Source organism: Sphingobacterium sp. 1.A.5, from assembly GCF_002734235.1.
Lineage (GTDB): Bacteria > Bacteroidota > Bacteroidia > Sphingobacteriales > Sphingobacteriaceae > Sphingobacterium > Sphingobacterium daejeonense.
On sequence record NZ_PEBA01000020.1, the window covers coordinates 22,921 to 38,962 of the forward strand.

The window sequence follows — 16,042 nt, forward strand, 5'->3', positions numbered from 1 at the left end:
TATGAAAAGAATTTTTAAAATCCAGCAAATAATGCTCTTCTTTTTAGGACTCATAATTTTTACAGCTTGTAATAAAGATGATTATTACGAAGATGGAGGATTGGCACAAGCTAAATATGATGGCAGCATTCTACAATACTTGGAAACAAACCCAGTAATGTTTGACTCTGTTGTTCAAGTCATAAAATTAGCAGGTTTAGAGGAAACTTTTCAAAATGAAGAGTTTACATTTTTTGCACCATCAGACAGAAATATCAGAACGTTAATAACAAACAGATTAAACCCAACTTTATTTGCCGATGGTTTAGATACGATTAAAACATTGGATGAAATTGAACCGTCGATTTGGAGAAAGCATTTACTAAAATACATGTTCAAAGGGAAAAATTTATTGCAAGATTACCCTCAAATTGATTTTGATCTTAAAGGAACTTATCCTGGACAAAATTATATCTCATATTCGGGATATGTATCTAATATTGGAGTTGTGTTTAATGATGTAATACAAACTGATGATGCAGGAAATGAGATATCAAGATTAAAATATAGAGGATATAGACAAATTTGGTTGTCCTATATCCACGATTACACGGAACCTGATGTCTATATAAGTTGCCCTATTTCAACATCAGATATACAACCAAATAATGGAGTTATTCATGTTATTAATTACACAAAATCGTGGTTTGGATTAACTCCTAATTCAAATGATTTTGTGGAGGATGTTAAACAAAGCCAACGCTAAAATTATGAAAAATCATATTTTATTCATTTTATTCGGTTTATTATTCTTAGGGTTACTTTCATGCTCCAAAGAAACAGAACTTCATTCTGAACCTTATCAGGAGGGAAAACCTACTCTGGGCGTAGTCCTAGAAAGGACACAAAAACCTTCACCTGAAACTGGAGGACCTGGAACTCAAGTTAAAATCAAAGTCACAGGATTATCCTCGTACAAAGATAAAGCTGTATTTACTTTTAATGGACAACAAGCAGAAATAGTATCCATAACAGACCAAGAAATTACAGTAAAAGTGCCTGAATTTGCTAGTACAGGTATTACCACAATAATGATCGATGATGTTATCTTTTATGGACCAAACTTCTCCGTTCAAGGTAAAGTAAAATTAGACCCTACTTGGCAAGCTAAATATGGTGCAACTGGAGGTGGAATTTATAAAATGTTGACCACAACGGAAGACAAAAGAATATTTATAGGTGGATTTAATAACTATGAAAATAAAGGTAATATCAAACCCACCAACAGAATTGTAAGAACTTTCAGAAATGGTGAATATGACGCTTCATTTAGAGCTGGAAATGGTGTACAGGGTTGGTTAAGCTCAATTATACAAATTCAGAATTTTTACTATATTGCTGGCGGATTCTCTGGTTATGATCAGAGAACAGATAATATTTCCAATATCACTAGACTATATATTAATGGTCAAATTGATACAATGGCTGTAAAACCATTTAGACCCCCTCACCTTCCTGATACTATAAGATATTATCCAAAATTTAATGGTGGATTTAACAACGCCATAAGAGATATATATGAACATAATGGAAAAATTTTAGCAATTGGAGATTTCAGATTCCATATTAACAGAATTTATGGAAAACCTAATTTTATGGAAACTAGAGATTCTATTATTCTAGATAGTACAGAAATTAGGTCTGTAGCAATGTTAAACCTTGATGGAACATTAGATAAATCCTTTAGGTTTACTGCAGGAAAAGCCTTGGCAGGTGCTAATGGAACAGTTAATGCCTATTACCATAAAACTGGAACCCAAAAAGGGAAAACAGTAATATTTGGGAAATTTACACGATTTGATGATTCCCCCGCAGGATATATAGTCAGACTAAATGCAGACGGAACTGTAGATAAAACTTTTAATGTCGGAAGTGGTGCTAGTTATACAGTTAAAAGCGTCTCCTATAATGAAAAATTAGGAAAATATTTGGTTACTGGGGAATTTAAAACTTTCAATAATGTAACATCAGCAAATATAATCATGTTAAACACCAATGGCTCTGTCGACAGCAACTTTAAAGTGAAATCTTTCGGAGATAATGTGAATTTAAGCTACGGGTTATTGATGGATGATGGTCTTATTGCTGTTTCAGGAATTTTCAACTCATACAATAATATCTCTAGATCCAATTTTATGATTCTGGATTCTGCAGGAGATCTTGTAAAAGGAATGAATAATACTGGTTTAGTCAATGGATACATCACAAATATAATCGAAACACAATCTGACGATGGAAAAAGAGCTTTATTACTGTTAGGCGATTTTACTAAGTTTGATAATGTCGATGCCAGGGGAATTACCAGAATAACAATTGAATAAATGCCAATTATGAAGAAACGTATTTTAAATTCGATATCAGCCATAGTGCTGACCATACTGGGCCTAAATCTGGTCTCTTGTCAAGAGGAATTCAGCAAAGTTATCCCAGAAAACAATTCAGATTCAGTAGATGTAATCTATGGAACACCTAAAGTGCTATTACTAATAGTAGATGGTGCTCGTGGAGAATCAGTTAGAACATCCAATATCACAAATATCAATGCCATACTGCCCCACTCCATTTATTCCTGGGTATCTTTAAGTGAAGAAAATGCTTCAGGAATAACTTCCAATTGGGCAAATATGTTTACAGGTGTCAACTACACTAAACATGGGGTTCGAGACAATAATTTAGAGAACAATAAATTCGATGCCTACCCCTTATTGCCTGAAAGAATCAAGGAAAGTTCCGGGGATACCATCAAAATGAGCATGATCAGCCCTAATGCTGTATTTTTGGAAACATTTGGCGCAAATACCAAAGCTCAAAAAGCATCCAATGATGATGATGTTACCGCCAAAGTATTAACAGATTTAAAAGATGAAAAACTATCTTTTATAACAGGTCATTTCACAGCAGTAGATGCTGCAGGTAAAGCTGGTGGTTATGATGTTTCTAAACCAGCATATAAAGCTGCAATCGAAAAATTCGATGGACAAGTTGGCCAAATGATCAAAGCTTTGGAAGCTAGACCAAACTATGCCAAAGAAAATTGGATGGTAATCATAACCTCTAGCCAAGGCGGAGAATATGAGATCCCTGCAAATCAAAATGACAATACTATATTCAGCAATGCTGCACTAAATACCTTTACAATTATTTATTCCCCAAAATATTCAACCAAATTTATTGGAAAACCATTTATTGGAAATAAATATATCGGTGATTTCATGCGATTTGAAAGAGAAAATTATGCACAATTAGACTCTGGAGAAAACAAGTATTTCAACCTCGACAAAAAAGATTTCACCATAGAAATTAAGATCAAGAAAAACAAAGGCCGCGACAATAACTATTCCTTCTCCTATCCTTCAATCATCGGAAAGCGCAAGCACTTTCAAGGGGGTTGGGGTGAAGATCCGGAAGGTATCGGCTGGGTAATTCACCTTGCTGGTGAATCCTGGATTTTCAACGCACGTGGTGATAGCGGAACTGGTGAGGTAAAAGCAGACAAAAACCTCAACCGAGGAACATGGAACTCCATTGCTATTACCGGACAAACAGTGGATGGCAAAAGAACGGTCAAATTGTTTACCAATGGAGAACTTTCCAAGGAAGCCGATATTACAGGATGGGGATCAATTACCTCTTCAGCAAGATTTAGAATCGGTTTCTTGGAAACATTTGAAGGATGGAGATCCGATGCATATCTAGCTGATGTAAAGATATGGCAAGCAACACTGTCTCCAGAAACTGTCAAACAATATAGCTGTGAAATTGGTGTCGAAGAAAACCATCCAAATTTTGCTGATTTAGTAGCTTATTATCCAATGAATAGTAAAGATGGTAGTATGCTAAGAGATGAAGGACCGTTGGGAGCTCACCTAAAGACACATGGAGACTACCCTATTACCAATCTCAATGATTTTATCTGTGCGCCTTCATCTGAAGTGTTGAGTGCGGCAGTACCTAGAAATATTGATATACCTACTCAGATTATAAGTTGGTTAAAGGTTCCTAGACAGTTAAGCTGGGGATTGGACGGACGTGTGTGGATCGATAAATAAACCTATAGATTATGAAGACCATGTTTAAATTATTCAAGTATATATACATACCTATTCTTTGCTGCTTAACCTTAATTAGTTGTAAGGATACGGCATTGGAAGATTTCAGTATTAAGCCAGGTTCAGCAACGACCGTCGGCTCGGGGGACATTGCAGGTGGAATTACGAAAACCAATGAGCAAGTTACAGTGCCTGTAAGCATAAAACTGAGCACTCCAGCGACAAAGGCTTTTGATGTAAACCTTGCCGTAAACCAAAAAGCAGCTGCTGACCATATCAAATCAAAAAATCTTGGCAGTAATTATATAGCTGTTAAAGCTGAATCTATTTATTTACCAAATAGTGCAAAAGTAAATTTTGGAGCTGATTCAACAGTTTTTAGCCTCACGATTACAAGAACAGAAATTGAAAAATACTTCGGCAAAAATGTAGTGATTGGATATGATATTACCAATGCTGGAAAAGGAAATGCGATCGATAAAAACAATGCCACAGGCGTCATAATTTTAAAAGTAAATGATTTGATCACCGAATCAGATATTCACTTTCTTTCGCTAATAAATGGTGCGGGGATGGTTTTGGAAGCAAAAAACCAAGTAAACTATGAAAGTTCATCATCTGGACTAACCATTCCAGTAGGTATCACTCTGGCAAGTTTTCCAGGCTCAGCATTTACTGTTGATGTTGCAACAAGAACGGACACAATCGCTAAACTAATCAGTTCAGGAGTATTACCAGCAAACACTGTTGCTCTTACTCCTGAACAATACACTATTACAAATAAAGTACAATTCGCCAGCAATGCTAAAACCTCTAGCTTGGAGCTAACTGTCCCTTGGTCGGTTATCAATCAGAATTTAGACAAAAAACTTGCAGTGATGGTGGAATTAACCAACTCTACCTTACATGTAATCAATCCAACGAAAAACTATAGCATCCTACTTATTGATTCAGAAAATGTAGTTGAAGTTGATGTGACCAATGATGCAGTGTTCTCCGTGAGTAGAGATAATACTAGCAATGCAAATGAGAATTCTCCTAAATTAATAGATGGCAATTACAACTCTAAGTTTCTTTTAGGAGATTTTGTAGACTTGGAAGCAAAATTAGTGTACACCGAGGCTCAAAAAATTGGTGCTTACACCCTTACCTCAGGAAATGACGCACCAGAAAGAGATCCAGCAGAATGGGTTCTATATGGATCAAATGATGGAACAACTTGGGAAGCATTGGATACTCGCAGAACGGAAGTATTCAACGCCAGAAACGAAACCAAAAGATTCAATATTGAATTCCCGAAAGCATACAAACAGTTCAAACTACACATCGAAAGAACTAGAAGCAGTAGTTTGTTCCAAATGTCTGAATGGAGAATGGTCAGAATTCCTTAACAAAACCTAGAATTAGAAATTATGAATTTAACTAAATATGTATATGTCTGTTTCTTATTTGTACTGTTGTTCAGTTCCTGTAAGAAAGATGATGAAGGTGTTCCGGAAATAATTGAAACGGAACCAAAACCAACTGCTGCTTTTACATTTGCATTGGTGAACCAGAATGACCCATTTACTTATAAATTCGACAATAAAGCCACGAATTACAAAGAAACTAGATGGTCTTTTGGAGATGATAGTACTTCTTCAACGGTGGCTCCTACCCATACTTTCCTGAATACAGGAACTTATGTTGTCAAGATGATTGCCTTAAATGGTGATGGTTATTGGGCTCAGCGCGAAGAAACAATACGTATATCAGCAGCAAACTTAATTAAGGTCAATACCAAAACAGTAGGATCTGGAAAACTAAACCTTTCGTTCGAAACTCCAATGGCTGTTAGTAAGACCGAATGGAAAGATGGCTATAACAATAACTCCCCTGTTTTGAGTTCGGAGAAAACTATAGACCTTGAATTTGAACCCGGTGCATTTAAAGAAGTTCAGTTGAAATTGACAACCTCAAAAGGTTCGGAAGCAGCTTTGAATCTCTTTGTTTCAGAATTGGGCTTGATTAAAGATGTTACGACTTTTGAAAATTCATTCTCAGTTTCTCACGAAAACAGTGGCGGACCAGATGCTGGAGAGGGATCTAAAAAAATGATTGATGGAGATATCACAACTAAATTATTCGTTGGTGGGGTAAATGGAAATATGAAATGGACTTTCACTTTTGATGCGCCTCAAATTGTCAATGGATATAGCATGACCTCGGGAAACGATGCTCCTGACCGTGATCCTAAGCGTTGGATTGTAGAAGGTTCAATCGATGGAGATACATGGGTGAAAATTGATGAACGCTCTGAAGAGTTCTGGGAATCAAGAAGACTTTCAAGAACTTTCTTATTTACTAACAAAGTGCCTTACAACTATTATAGATTCTCCATGCTAGAATTAAATGGTGGAAGCAACTTCCAAATGTCAGAAGTAAGAATACTAGAAATTCCACAATAAAAGATCCATAAAAAAAGAGCTGCAGGTTTGCAGCTCTTATCTTTTACCGTACTCAGTCTAAATACTAAATACTTTCTACTAAATACTATTTAACTTCTGTAGTATTCAAAGCTTTTGAAGCTTCCAAAGAAATAGCAGTTTTGTCAAAACGGATTTTAACACCGTTACCAACATCTACTAGGAAAGTCTTGTCGCTAACCTCTACGATACGGCCATGGATACCAGCTGTAGTTACAACTCTTGAGTTAACACCTATTTCTTCGATATATTTTTTGTGTTCTTTTTGCTTCTTCATTTGTGGTCTAATCATAAAGAAATAGAAAACCACAATGATCAATACCATAGGAATAAGTTGAGTAAATCCACTTCCTCCTGCCTGTAATAAAATTGTTGAAATCATCTGTATATTATAATTTATAGTTTACTTTTAGATTGCTTCGACAGTACCTTTCAATTGAACTGTTGTAATGTTTGACTCTGCATTTGAAGCAATTGTAATAATTTTCTGTTGTTGGCCAACCTGACCTGCACTATTGAATTCTACGGTTATTTCACCTTCTTTTCCTGGTAAAATCGGAGTAGTTGTATAAGTAGGCGTTGTACAACCGCAACTCGCAGAAACTTGTGACAAGATCACCGGACTAGTTCCTGTATTCTCGAACTTAAAAACATGCTTCACGACCTCTCCTTCTTTGATATTTCCGAAGTCATAAACAGTTTCTTTAAAATCCATTTTCCCAATTCCGTCATTACTATCAGCTGTTGCTGAAGTCGTGTTTTCTGTTGTATTTCCTTCAGAATTTTTAGCCCCTTGGTTACAAGAAGCGAAGAATACTGTTGCCGAAAGGCACGTTAAAATTAGTTTCTTCATTTTTACAAGTTTATGCGATCAATCCTCGACCCTCTTTCTTGATTCTCCTTTGTGAAGTAAGGTCGGCAAGAATCTTATCTAAGATACCATTTATAAAGGTACTACTTTTTAGTGTACTGAAAGACTTAGAAAGCTCGATATATTCGTTAATCGTAACCTTTACAGGGATTGTAGGGAAATTAATCAATTCAGTGATTGCCATTCTCATCAATAAGTTATCCACCAAAGCAATACGGTCTGATTCCCAGTTCTTGGTTTTAGCAGCAATCAAATCTTGGTATTCATCACCATACTTGATCGTTAACTTTAAAAGATCGATAATGAAATCCTTGTCTTCAATCCAGCTAGGGGTAAGATCCGCCAATTTGTTTTTTGCCGGAACCTCAGAGCTGAAATTTTTGAAAGTCTTGGCAATCATTGCCTGTAAGACCTCCTTATCTACTTGCCAGTTGATGAAACGCTCATCAAGGGCTTGTTCAATATCAGGAGATTTAAGGATAATTTTCTTAAAGATATACTTGATGATGTCTTTTTCTGCTGAAATAGAACGATCTTCAAGGTTCAGGTATTCTAAATAGGCTTCAGAATCTTTTAATTGAGAATAAATCGAACGAACAATCTCAGGATCATAGTTCCAATCTACTTTGTATCTCTTTACTTTTTCCAAATATTCCCTGTTTTGTCTCAGAGAATCAATAAAAGTATTACTGTTTAGCTTTGTTGAGGTAAAGTTTTTGTCTTTATCCGAAGGTATCCACTTATTGGCAATACCTTCCACATCGATAAGTACGTATTCAGCCACTTCATCCAGTAGATTTAGTGTCCAGATATACATCTCATCAACTTCTTCAACACTTTTGAGAAGACTTTTCTCAAAATTCACGATGTTTTTGTCTTCTGACAAGCTGTAGGCATACAATGTCTGCATGACCTTTACCCGAAGGTGTCTTCTATTTAGCATAATTTAATGAAAGAACGAATATTTAATAAAGAACGATATTATACTATTTATTTTAATTTCTTCATGTCCTGAATACGCTTTTCAGCTAATTCTTTAGCGGCTTGATGAGTAGAAATATTTTCTTCTTTTGATTTTTGGATAACGTGTCTTGTCGCTGTATAAATATAACGGATAAGGTGATCTGTGCGATCAGCACCGTAACCTTCCAATTCCGAAAAACAACTGATCAAAGCTCCCGCATTGATCAAGAAATCAGGCGTATAAAGAATATTGTTTTCCTTTAATAATTCTACCGTTTTTTCTTCTTCCAATAATTGGTTGTTTGCAGAACCTGCAATAATCTTACAACGCATACGCGGAACCGTATCTGGATTTACTGTACCTCCCAAGGCACAAGGTGCATATACATCTGCATCTAGCTCAAAACTAGTCGAATAAGTAATAGGTTCAGCTTTATATTTAGCTGCGATTTTCATCTTACGCTCTTCGGTCATGTCTGAAACATAAACTCTAGCATTCTCAGCACGCAATAAGGAAACTAAGTGCTCCCCTACGCTACCGACACCCTGAACTGCAATTTTACGGCCAGCCAAGTTATCATCTCCGTATAATTCTTTGATCGCCGCTTTGATACCATAATATACTCCTTTAGCAGCAAATACCGTCGTATCACCAGAGCCATTCAAAGAAGTTGGTAAGCCTGCAACATAATCTGTCTCTGCATGAATGTATTCTAAGTCTTTTTGAGTCGTACCAACATCGATAGAAGCGATAAAATTACCGTTCAAACCATTGATAAACCTACCGAATCGACGCATGAGAACTTCTGATTTCTCAGTTCTGTTGTTTCCGATAATAATAGCACTACCTCCACCTAGATTAAGTCCTGCAAGGGAAGCTTTATAGGTGATAGCTTTTGACAAACGTAGCGCATCTTCGATGGCTTCGGCCTCAGTAGCATACGGCAACATACGGACCCCGCCAATAGCAGGACCTAAAGTAGTGTCGTGAATAGCCACAATAGCCTTCAAACCGACTTCCTTATCATTACAAATGAAGATATTTTGATGGTCAGAAACGCGCATCAAGTCAAATAACGAGGTAGAATCTCTTTGCATAAACAAACAAAATTAACAGGTACAAAATTAGTAAATTATTTAGTTCTTTAGTGAAAAGCCGTAAAATATTCGATTTGAAACAAACTATTGACATTATCACAACTTTAACCCCTAGTTTATTGAAAATTATCCATTATTTTTGTTGAAATGAAGGAACTATCATACCTCAATAAATTTTTCTATAAATACCGTTGGCGAATTATACCTGGTGTGATATTCGTTATTATCTCGAATTACTTCGGAATTCTACCTGCACAAGTAATCCGTGAAGCCTTCGACCTAGTAAAAGAAAACATTGATCTTTATAGACTCTACGACGGGTTTGATCGACAATCAATCATCTATGAGGTCTTCAGTAAAAGTCTGCTCTTCTTCGGTATCGTAGTATTGGTATTGGCACTTTTAAGAGGAATATTCCTCTTCATGATGCGCCAAACATTGATCTTGACCTCTCGACATATTGAGTATGACATAAAAAATGAAATCTACCAGCACTACCAACAGTTGGATTTTGCCTTTTATCGCAAAAACAACACCGGAGATTTAATGAACAGAGCTACTGAAGATGTCAATCAAGTACGAAATTATTTGGGGCCCGCAATTATGTATGCCATCAATACAGTTGTATTGTCAATAATGATCATTTACGCCATGTATAATGTTAATGCAACATTAGCGACATACTCACTCCTACCCATACCTATTATTTCTGTCATTATATTATTTGTCAACAAGGTCATTAATAGAAGAAGTGAAAGGATCCAAAGACAGTTATCACATCTTTCTTCTTTTGTCCAGGAAACATTTTCCGGAATCCGCGTAGTAAAAACCTATACGCGTGAGCAGGACAAAATGAAAAATTTCAAGATGGAGAGTGATCGCTATAAGGATATCAACTTAAATCTAGTTAGGGTTCAAGCCATATTTTTTCCATTAATAATTTTCTTGATTGGTTTCAGCACCATTCTTACTGTTTATGTAGGGGGACTTGAAGTGCAGGACGGAAACATCACAGCAGGAAATATTGCCGAATTTATTATCTATGTAAATCAGTTGACATTCCCTGCTATGTCCTTAGCTTGGGTTACGTCTCTAGTACAGAGAGCTGCAGCATCACAGAAACGTATAAACGAGTTCCTGAATACAAAATCAGAAATTAAAGAAGGAAACTTAGAAATCGAATTGAGAGGTGATATAAAATTAAAGAATGTCTCTTTCACCTATCCTGATACTGGAATAAAAGCAATAGACAATGTAAGTTTCCATATTCCTGCAGGACAGACCATGGCAATTATAGGAAGAACAGGATCTGGAAAATCAACATTAGCAAATTTATTGATGCGAATGTTTGATGTAGATCAAGGTGAAATCCTTTATGATAACCATAACATAAAAGATTTTAATTTGGAATCATTACGTGAACAGATTGGATTCGTCCCTCAACAGGTATTTTTATTTTCTGACACGATAGCACGCAACATCGCCTTTGGATTAGATGCTGTGGATATACAAAGAGTAGAACAAGCGGCCAAAGATGCTGTTGTATACGACAATATCCTCGGATTTGACGAAGGTTTCGAAACCCATATTGGAGAACGCGGAATAACCCTATCAGGCGGACAAAAACAAAGAGTCTCCATCGCTAGGGCGCTGGTGAAAGATCCGAAAATATTAATGTTTGACGATTGTCTTTCTGCAGTAGATACCAAAACTGAAGAAGAAATATTACATAACCTAAGCAAAATTATGGAAGGTAAAACTTCCATCATCATAGCGCACAGGATTTCAACCATAAAAAATGCGGACCATATCATTGTCTTGGATGATGGAAAAATCATTGAAGAAGGCACCCATGAACAACTGTTGGCGATGGGCAGGGAATACGCATCATTATACGAAAAACAATTGTTGGAAGCTTAAAATTTACCTTATAAATATTTATCAAAATAATTTGATTTGGCCATAGTTAAATCAGATGTAAAATATTTACATTTGACTAAAATTATTACCAAATCATTATGAAATCTATTTTATTGGGTCTTTGCATGGTATGTGCAAACCTAATGGGATACGCACAGGACAATCCGCTCCCTAAGTTGGACTTGGGCTTATTCTCTACGGACCACAAGCAGATCGATACATCTGCACATGCAATCGTTTTACATGAACATGGTAGAACCGAACTTGAAGTAATCGAAGCTAATCGAGGACTCATGGTAGTCACTAAAGTCTTTGTCCGAAAAAAAATACTGGACAAAGATGGTGTAGATGCAGCCAATATAGAAATCCCTCTTTATAAGTATGGTAGTGACATGGAATATGTCCGGGAAATTAAAGGCAAGACCTTGAATTTTGAAAAAGGAAATCTACAAACAGATGAATTGAAAAAAGAAGCAATATTCACTGATAAGGTATCTCCGTATTCCGAGAAACTCAAATTCACACTTCCCAACATAAAAGATAATTCAATCATTGAATATTCTTATACCATTATCTCTCCTGCAGTCAGAACATTTCGATCCTGGTATTTCCAATCTGAATATCCTGTCTTGCACAGTGAATATGTAGCTGTTATTCCATCCTCTTTTGAATATAATGTCAACCTGAAAGGATATTATCCACTCGCTGATCAAAAATCATCAGTGCTGAACAAACATTTTGTACTGAATGGAGTCAGACAGGATTGTTCTAGAATGACCTACATCATGAAAAATGTGCCAGCATTTAAGGATGAAGATTATATGCTAGCACCTGTAAATTTCATCAGTTCTATAAATTTTGAACTACGTACATATTTTGATCCCTCAGGACCACATACCAATTATGCTAAAAAATGGTCTGATATTGATATGGATCTGATGCAAGAAAAAGATTTTGGAGGACAAATAAAAAACAAAGGCGCCTTTAAGGATATACTCCCAGGAATAATCGAAGGAAAAGATAACAAATTAGATATAGCAAAATCTATCTATTATTATCTGCAAAAAAATATTGTATGGAATGATTTCCTTGGAAAGTTCGCAGAAAATGGCATCAAAAAAGCACTGGAAACCAAAAAAGGTAATATTGCCGATATTAACCTAGGGTTAGTGGCGGCGCTCAATGCTGCCGAAGTGGAGGCTTATCCCGTTATTATTTCTACTCGTAACAATGGAATTCCAAGTTATATTTTTCCAGTAATGACAGATTTCAATGCTGTAATCTGTATGGCTAAAATAGATGGCAAAGATTATTTATTGGATGCATCTAAAAAATTCCTTCCATTTGGTGAATTATCTCTTAGTTCAATCAATGACAGAGGAAGGGTTATATTCTCTAAAAATCAATCTGATTGGGTCACGCTTGCAAACGCTGTACCGTCCAAGAAAAGCTATAACATTATGGCTAAATTAGACTCAACAGGTAAAATGAAAGGTACTATACGTGCTCAATACAATGGCCTCGACGCATTGATCAAAAGAAGTGAAATCGACTCCTATAACACCTTTGAAGAATATGAAGAAAAATTGGTAGAAGGTGTATCAAGTATACGTTTAATGAGTTCTAAAGTCGAAAATTTGGAAGAAGTTGAAAAATCTCTGATTGAAGTAATGGAATTTGAAATGGATATGCGTGATAATTATAGAGGCGACAATTTTATTCTGAACCCAATCATGTATGATAGGACTACCAATAATCCATTTAAATTAGATGAAAGGAATTATCCGGTAGATTTAGGTGCCCCACAAATTGAAGTCTTTAACATAAACATTTCCGTTCCTGTAGGATTCAACTTATCAAACAAACCCAAAGATTCGGCAATGACCCTGCCTGAAAATAGCGCCAAATATACTTTTAGGTCAATTTTTGATAACAACATTCTATTGTTACAACAAACTACAACATTGAACAAGGCTATATTTACACCTGAAGAATACTTCCACTTAAAGGAATTCTTTTCTAGGATCATTCAACAGCAAATGACAGATTTTCAATTTAAAAAGATATGATTAAAAAGTTAATCTTATTCAGCAGCCTTATTTTAATGGGTAGTAATTTGGCCATTGCACAATATGAGGTTTCAAACATCCCTAAAGAACTATTGAGCAGGGCATCTGCAACCTTTCGGGAAGAACAAAGAACCTTTAACATTATCAGCCCAAGTGAAATGGTGGAAACAGTAAGGTCGGTTATTACAGTTCATAATAATTCCGGAGATGATTATGCTAACATGATCCTTGGATATGACAAATCAAAACAGATTAAAAGCGTAAAAGGGGAAATCTTGGACGAAGATGGAAAGAGCATAAAGAAATTCGGAATCAAAGATTTCAAGGATTACAGCGCCTCAAGTGAAGGAACAATGTTTACCAATACAAGGCTAAAATCCTATTCCCCATATATTTCTTCTTACCCTTACACCATTATCTATGAATACGAAGTAAGACACAATCAAACTTTGTTCATCAGTTCGTGGCGCCCAGATTTTTATGGAGACTTATCAGTACAAAAGAGCAGCTATGAAATCTTGGCAGCACCAGACAATAAATTGCGAATCCTTAAGAAGAATTTAATTAAGGACGGAAAAGAGGAGATGAAAGGCAAACAAAAATCATATTACTGGGAAATCGAGAATATTAAAGCTGTAAGATCTGAACAATTTAGCCCAAACCGACATGAAACTGGAATGAGGGTATTCGTTGTTCCTGAAAACTTTGAATATTATAAACATCAAGGAAAAGTAAATGATTGGAACTCTTTTGGAGAATGGCTGAATACAGCATTATTAAAGGATAAAAGAGAACTACCTCCTGCTACTGTCGCAAAGGTTAAGGAAATATGTAAAGACTTGACTACGGACCGTGAAAAAGCAAAAGCCCTTTACGAATATCTGCAGAAAAAAACGAGATATATTTCAATACAGATTGGTATTGGTGGTCAAGAACCATTCCCAGCAAAAGATGTGGACCGATTGGGCTATGGAGATTGTAAAGCATTGGTAAACTACATGCAAGCTCTATTGGATGTAGAGAACATCCCTTCCTATTATTGCATTGTAGAAGCTGGAAATAGAAAGATGGATGTTGATCCTGAATTCGCAAACCTGGTAGATGGAAACCACATCATTCTATGTTTACCTTTTCAGAATGATACAACATGGTTGGAATGTACTAGCCAAGACCTCCCTTTCGGTTATTTAGGAGACTTCACCGATGATAGATTGGTCCTTGCTGTAACAGAGAATGGAGGAAAGATCATGCGCACAGAGGTATATTCTTACGACCAAAACCTTCAACATCGAAAAGGAACTTTCAAAATGGATAAAGATGGAAAGATAACTGGTGATATCAGAACAGAATTCTCTGGTGCCCAATTTGAAAATCATTTTTATAACATGAAAGAAATCAAGGACGAGCAAACAAAAAGGTTGAAAAGACAGTACGATGTCAATAGAATCCAATTCAATACGGTCAAATATACTATTGAAGAAAATGATAAATTAGCTTTGATAGAAGACCTTAATATTGAGGCCGACAACTTTGGAATTAAGAACAATGATAATTTCACCGTTTATCCAAACTTCCTCAACCGCAGCAGTGCGATTCCCGATTATCGCAGTCGCACAAATATTGTGAAGATTACTCGGGGTTATACTGACATTGACGAAACAGAAATTCAATTGCCTGATAATATATTGCCAGTTATTGTTCCTGCAAACAAAAAATTGGAAGTACCTATGGCATCTTACGAATTCACTGTCAAAATAAAAGATGGTAAGATGGTTTGCTATAGAAAACTTCAGATTAAAGAAGGTTCATACCCTGCTTCAAGTTATGCAGACTTCAGTAAGTTTATGCTCGATGTATCTCTGATGGATGGCACAAAATATAATTTAGCTTTCAAATAATACATTATTAAAATTGCAGTATATTTGCTGCAATTTGGGGGATTAGCTCAGTTGGCTAGAGCGCTTGCCTGGCAGGCAAGAGGCCACCGGTTCGAATCCGGTATTCTCCACGATTAAATAAAAATAGCAGAACGTGGTTCTGCTTTTTTTATTTAATCAGATGTGAGATGTGGGATGTGAGATTTGAGATATTTGAAAGGCAGGTCGTCAATGAGCAATCTGACCAATTTATCTGCACGCATAGAAGGTTGTCCTCACCAACTTGAAATATAAAACCTCTACTTCTTATAAAAGTTATCTCATATCCCATATCTCATATCCCATATCTCATATCTAATATCTATAAACACAAAAAGCCCGTCTGGAATTCCGAGGGCACTGAAAAAGTCTCAACTTTTTAATGAGATTTAAAGAAATGACTGAGTACAGGATTTATCTTACTCGGTCATTTTTGTTCTAAGGATTTCTGAAAATTTGTTTTTTAATGGTTTTATTGAAGGTTTAATCGACCATGAGTGGCTATTTAGACTTTCAGAATCTCAAATCCATTGATTTTGAGGTAATATTCCTCCTTTTTAGATCAATTTCAGGATTCTTTTCAAGTTTACCGTGAAGATGGCCATTGCACCCTGCATTTCCATATTTTGGATGCCATAGGAATCTGCTCTTC

Annotated in this window: 12 protein-coding genes and 1 tRNA gene; 9 read left to right on the forward strand and 4 right to left on the reverse strand. The window is 36.0% G+C overall.

Translation table 11 applies throughout. The annotated features are described in order from the left end of the window. Window position 1 precedes the first annotated feature (1 nt). Genes CRT24_RS10160 through CRT24_RS10180 form a run of 5 tightly spaced genes read left to right on the forward strand, consistent with a single transcriptional unit; the run spans window position 2 to window position 6,535 of the window. Window positions 2–745, forward strand: coding sequence for a fasciclin domain-containing protein (locus CRT24_RS10160; RefSeq protein ID WP_099371129.1), 744 nt, complete (start codon window positions 2–4; stop codon window positions 743–745). Window positions 746–749: 4 nt separating this feature from the next. Further along, the gene (locus tag CRT24_RS10165) at window positions 750–2,360 is read left to right on the forward strand and encodes a DUF5008 domain-containing protein (RefSeq protein ID WP_180269108.1); all 1,611 of its coding nucleotides are present in this window, start codon (window positions 750–752) and stop codon (window positions 2,358–2,360) included. Window positions 2,361–2,369: 9 nt separating this feature from the next. Continuing rightward, window positions 2,370–4,088 carry a LamG-like jellyroll fold domain-containing protein gene (locus tag CRT24_RS10170; RefSeq protein WP_180269109.1) on the forward strand — a complete coding sequence of 573 codons (1,719 nt, stop codon included), beginning with the start codon at window positions 2,370–2,372 and terminating at the stop codon, window positions 4,086–4,088. Between the two features lie 11 nt (window positions 4,089–4,099). Continuing rightward, window positions 4,100–5,479: a DUF1735 domain-containing protein gene (locus tag CRT24_RS10175; RefSeq protein ID WP_144034549.1), complete on the forward strand. Its 1,380-nt coding sequence runs from the start codon at window positions 4,100–4,102 to the stop codon at window positions 5,477–5,479. 21 nt (window positions 5,480–5,500) lie between these two features. Next, entirely contained in the window at window positions 5,501–6,535 is a 1,035-nt protein-coding gene (locus CRT24_RS10180; protein ID WP_099371133.1) for a PKD domain-containing protein, read from the forward strand. An 85-nt stretch (window positions 6,536–6,620) separates the two neighbouring features. Here CRT24_RS10180 and yajC read toward each other — a convergent pair whose 3' ends face one another. From yajC to CRT24_RS10200, 4 genes are read right to left on the reverse strand one after another with little or no spacing between them, the layout of a single operon-like run. Then, the gene (gene yajC, locus CRT24_RS10185; protein ID WP_099371134.1) at window positions 6,621–6,935 is read right to left on the reverse strand and encodes a preprotein translocase subunit YajC; all 315 of its coding nucleotides are present in this window, start codon (window positions 6,933–6,935) and stop codon (window positions 6,621–6,623) included. A gap of 27 nt (window positions 6,936–6,962) precedes the next feature. Further along, on the reverse strand, window positions 6,963–7,406 hold the full coding sequence (locus CRT24_RS10190; RefSeq protein ID WP_099371135.1) for a DUF1573 domain-containing protein: 444 nt from the start codon (window positions 7,404–7,406) through the stop codon (window positions 6,963–6,965). A gap of 10 nt (window positions 7,407–7,416) precedes the next feature. After that, a complete protein-coding gene (nusB, locus tag CRT24_RS10195; RefSeq protein WP_180269110.1) occupies window positions 7,417–8,367 on the reverse strand; it encodes a transcription antitermination factor NusB in 951 nt (316 codons plus the stop codon). A 47-nt stretch (window positions 8,368–8,414) separates the two neighbouring features. Then, window positions 8,415–9,485: a Glu/Leu/Phe/Val dehydrogenase gene (locus tag CRT24_RS10200; protein WP_099371137.1), complete on the reverse strand. Its 1,071-nt coding sequence runs from the start codon at window positions 9,483–9,485 to the stop codon at window positions 8,415–8,417. Window positions 9,486–9,632: 147 nt separating this feature from the next. Here CRT24_RS10200 and CRT24_RS10205 point away from each other — a divergent pair, with 147 nt between their 5' ends. The 4 genes from CRT24_RS10205 (at window position 9,633) to CRT24_RS10220 (ending at window position 15,482) form a co-directional block, all read left to right on the forward strand. Further along, on the forward strand, window positions 9,633–11,405 hold the full coding sequence (locus CRT24_RS10205; RefSeq protein WP_099371138.1) for an ABC transporter ATP-binding protein: 1,773 nt from the start codon (window positions 9,633–9,635) through the stop codon (window positions 11,403–11,405). Between the two features lie 98 nt (window positions 11,406–11,503). Then, on the forward strand, window positions 11,504–13,474 hold the full coding sequence (locus CRT24_RS10210; protein ID WP_099371139.1) for a DUF3857 domain-containing protein: 1,971 nt from the start codon (window positions 11,504–11,506) through the stop codon (window positions 13,472–13,474). Then, on the forward strand, window positions 13,471–15,372 hold the full coding sequence (locus tag CRT24_RS10215) for a DUF3857 domain-containing protein (protein WP_099371140.1): 1,902 nt from the start codon (window positions 13,471–13,473) through the stop codon (window positions 15,370–15,372). Before CRT24_RS10210 ends, CRT24_RS10215 begins: the two co-directional genes overlap by 4 nt. Window positions 15,373–15,408: 36 nt before the next feature. Beyond that, a tRNA-Ala gene (locus tag CRT24_RS10220) sits at window positions 15,409–15,482 on the forward strand. Window positions 15,483–16,042 lie beyond the last annotated feature (560 nt).

Bases quoted from the DNA above. Each gene is read 5' to 3' on its own strand.
- CRT24_RS10160 (WP_099371129.1), top strand. From the start codon at position 2: ATGAAAAGAATTTTTAAAATCCAGCAAATAATGCTCTTCTTTTTAGGA.
- CRT24_RS10165 (WP_180269108.1), top strand. From the start codon at position 750: ATGAAAAATCATATTTTATTCATTTTATTCGGTTTATTATTCTTAGGG.
- CRT24_RS10170 (WP_180269109.1), top strand. From the start codon at position 2,370: ATGAAGAAACGTATTTTAAATTCGATATCAGCCATAGTGCTGACCATA.
- CRT24_RS10175 (WP_144034549.1), top strand. From the start codon at position 4,100: ATGAAGACCATGTTTAAATTATTCAAGTATATATACATACCTATTCTT.
- CRT24_RS10180 (WP_099371133.1), top strand. From the start codon at position 5,501: ATGAATTTAACTAAATATGTATATGTCTGTTTCTTATTTGTACTGTTG.
- yajC (WP_099371134.1), bottom strand. From the start codon at position 6,935: ATGATTTCAACAATTTTATTACAGGCAGGAGGAAGTGGATTTACTCAA.
- CRT24_RS10190 (WP_099371135.1), bottom strand. From the start codon at position 7,406: ATGAAGAAACTAATTTTAACGTGCCTTTCGGCAACAGTATTCTTCGCT.
- nusB (WP_180269110.1), bottom strand. From the start codon at position 8,367: ATGCTAAATAGAAGACACCTTCGGGTAAAGGTCATGCAGACATTGTAT.
- CRT24_RS10200 (WP_099371137.1), bottom strand. From the start codon at position 9,485: ATGCAAAGAGATTCTACCTCGTTATTTGACTTGATGCGCGTTTCTGAC.
- CRT24_RS10205 (WP_099371138.1), top strand. From the start codon at position 9,633: ATGAAGGAACTATCATACCTCAATAAATTTTTCTATAAATACCGTTGG.
- CRT24_RS10210 (WP_099371139.1), top strand. From the start codon at position 11,504: ATGAAATCTATTTTATTGGGTCTTTGCATGGTATGTGCAAACCTAATG.
- CRT24_RS10215 (WP_099371140.1), top strand. From the start codon at position 13,471: ATGATTAAAAAGTTAATCTTATTCAGCAGCCTTATTTTAATGGGTAGT.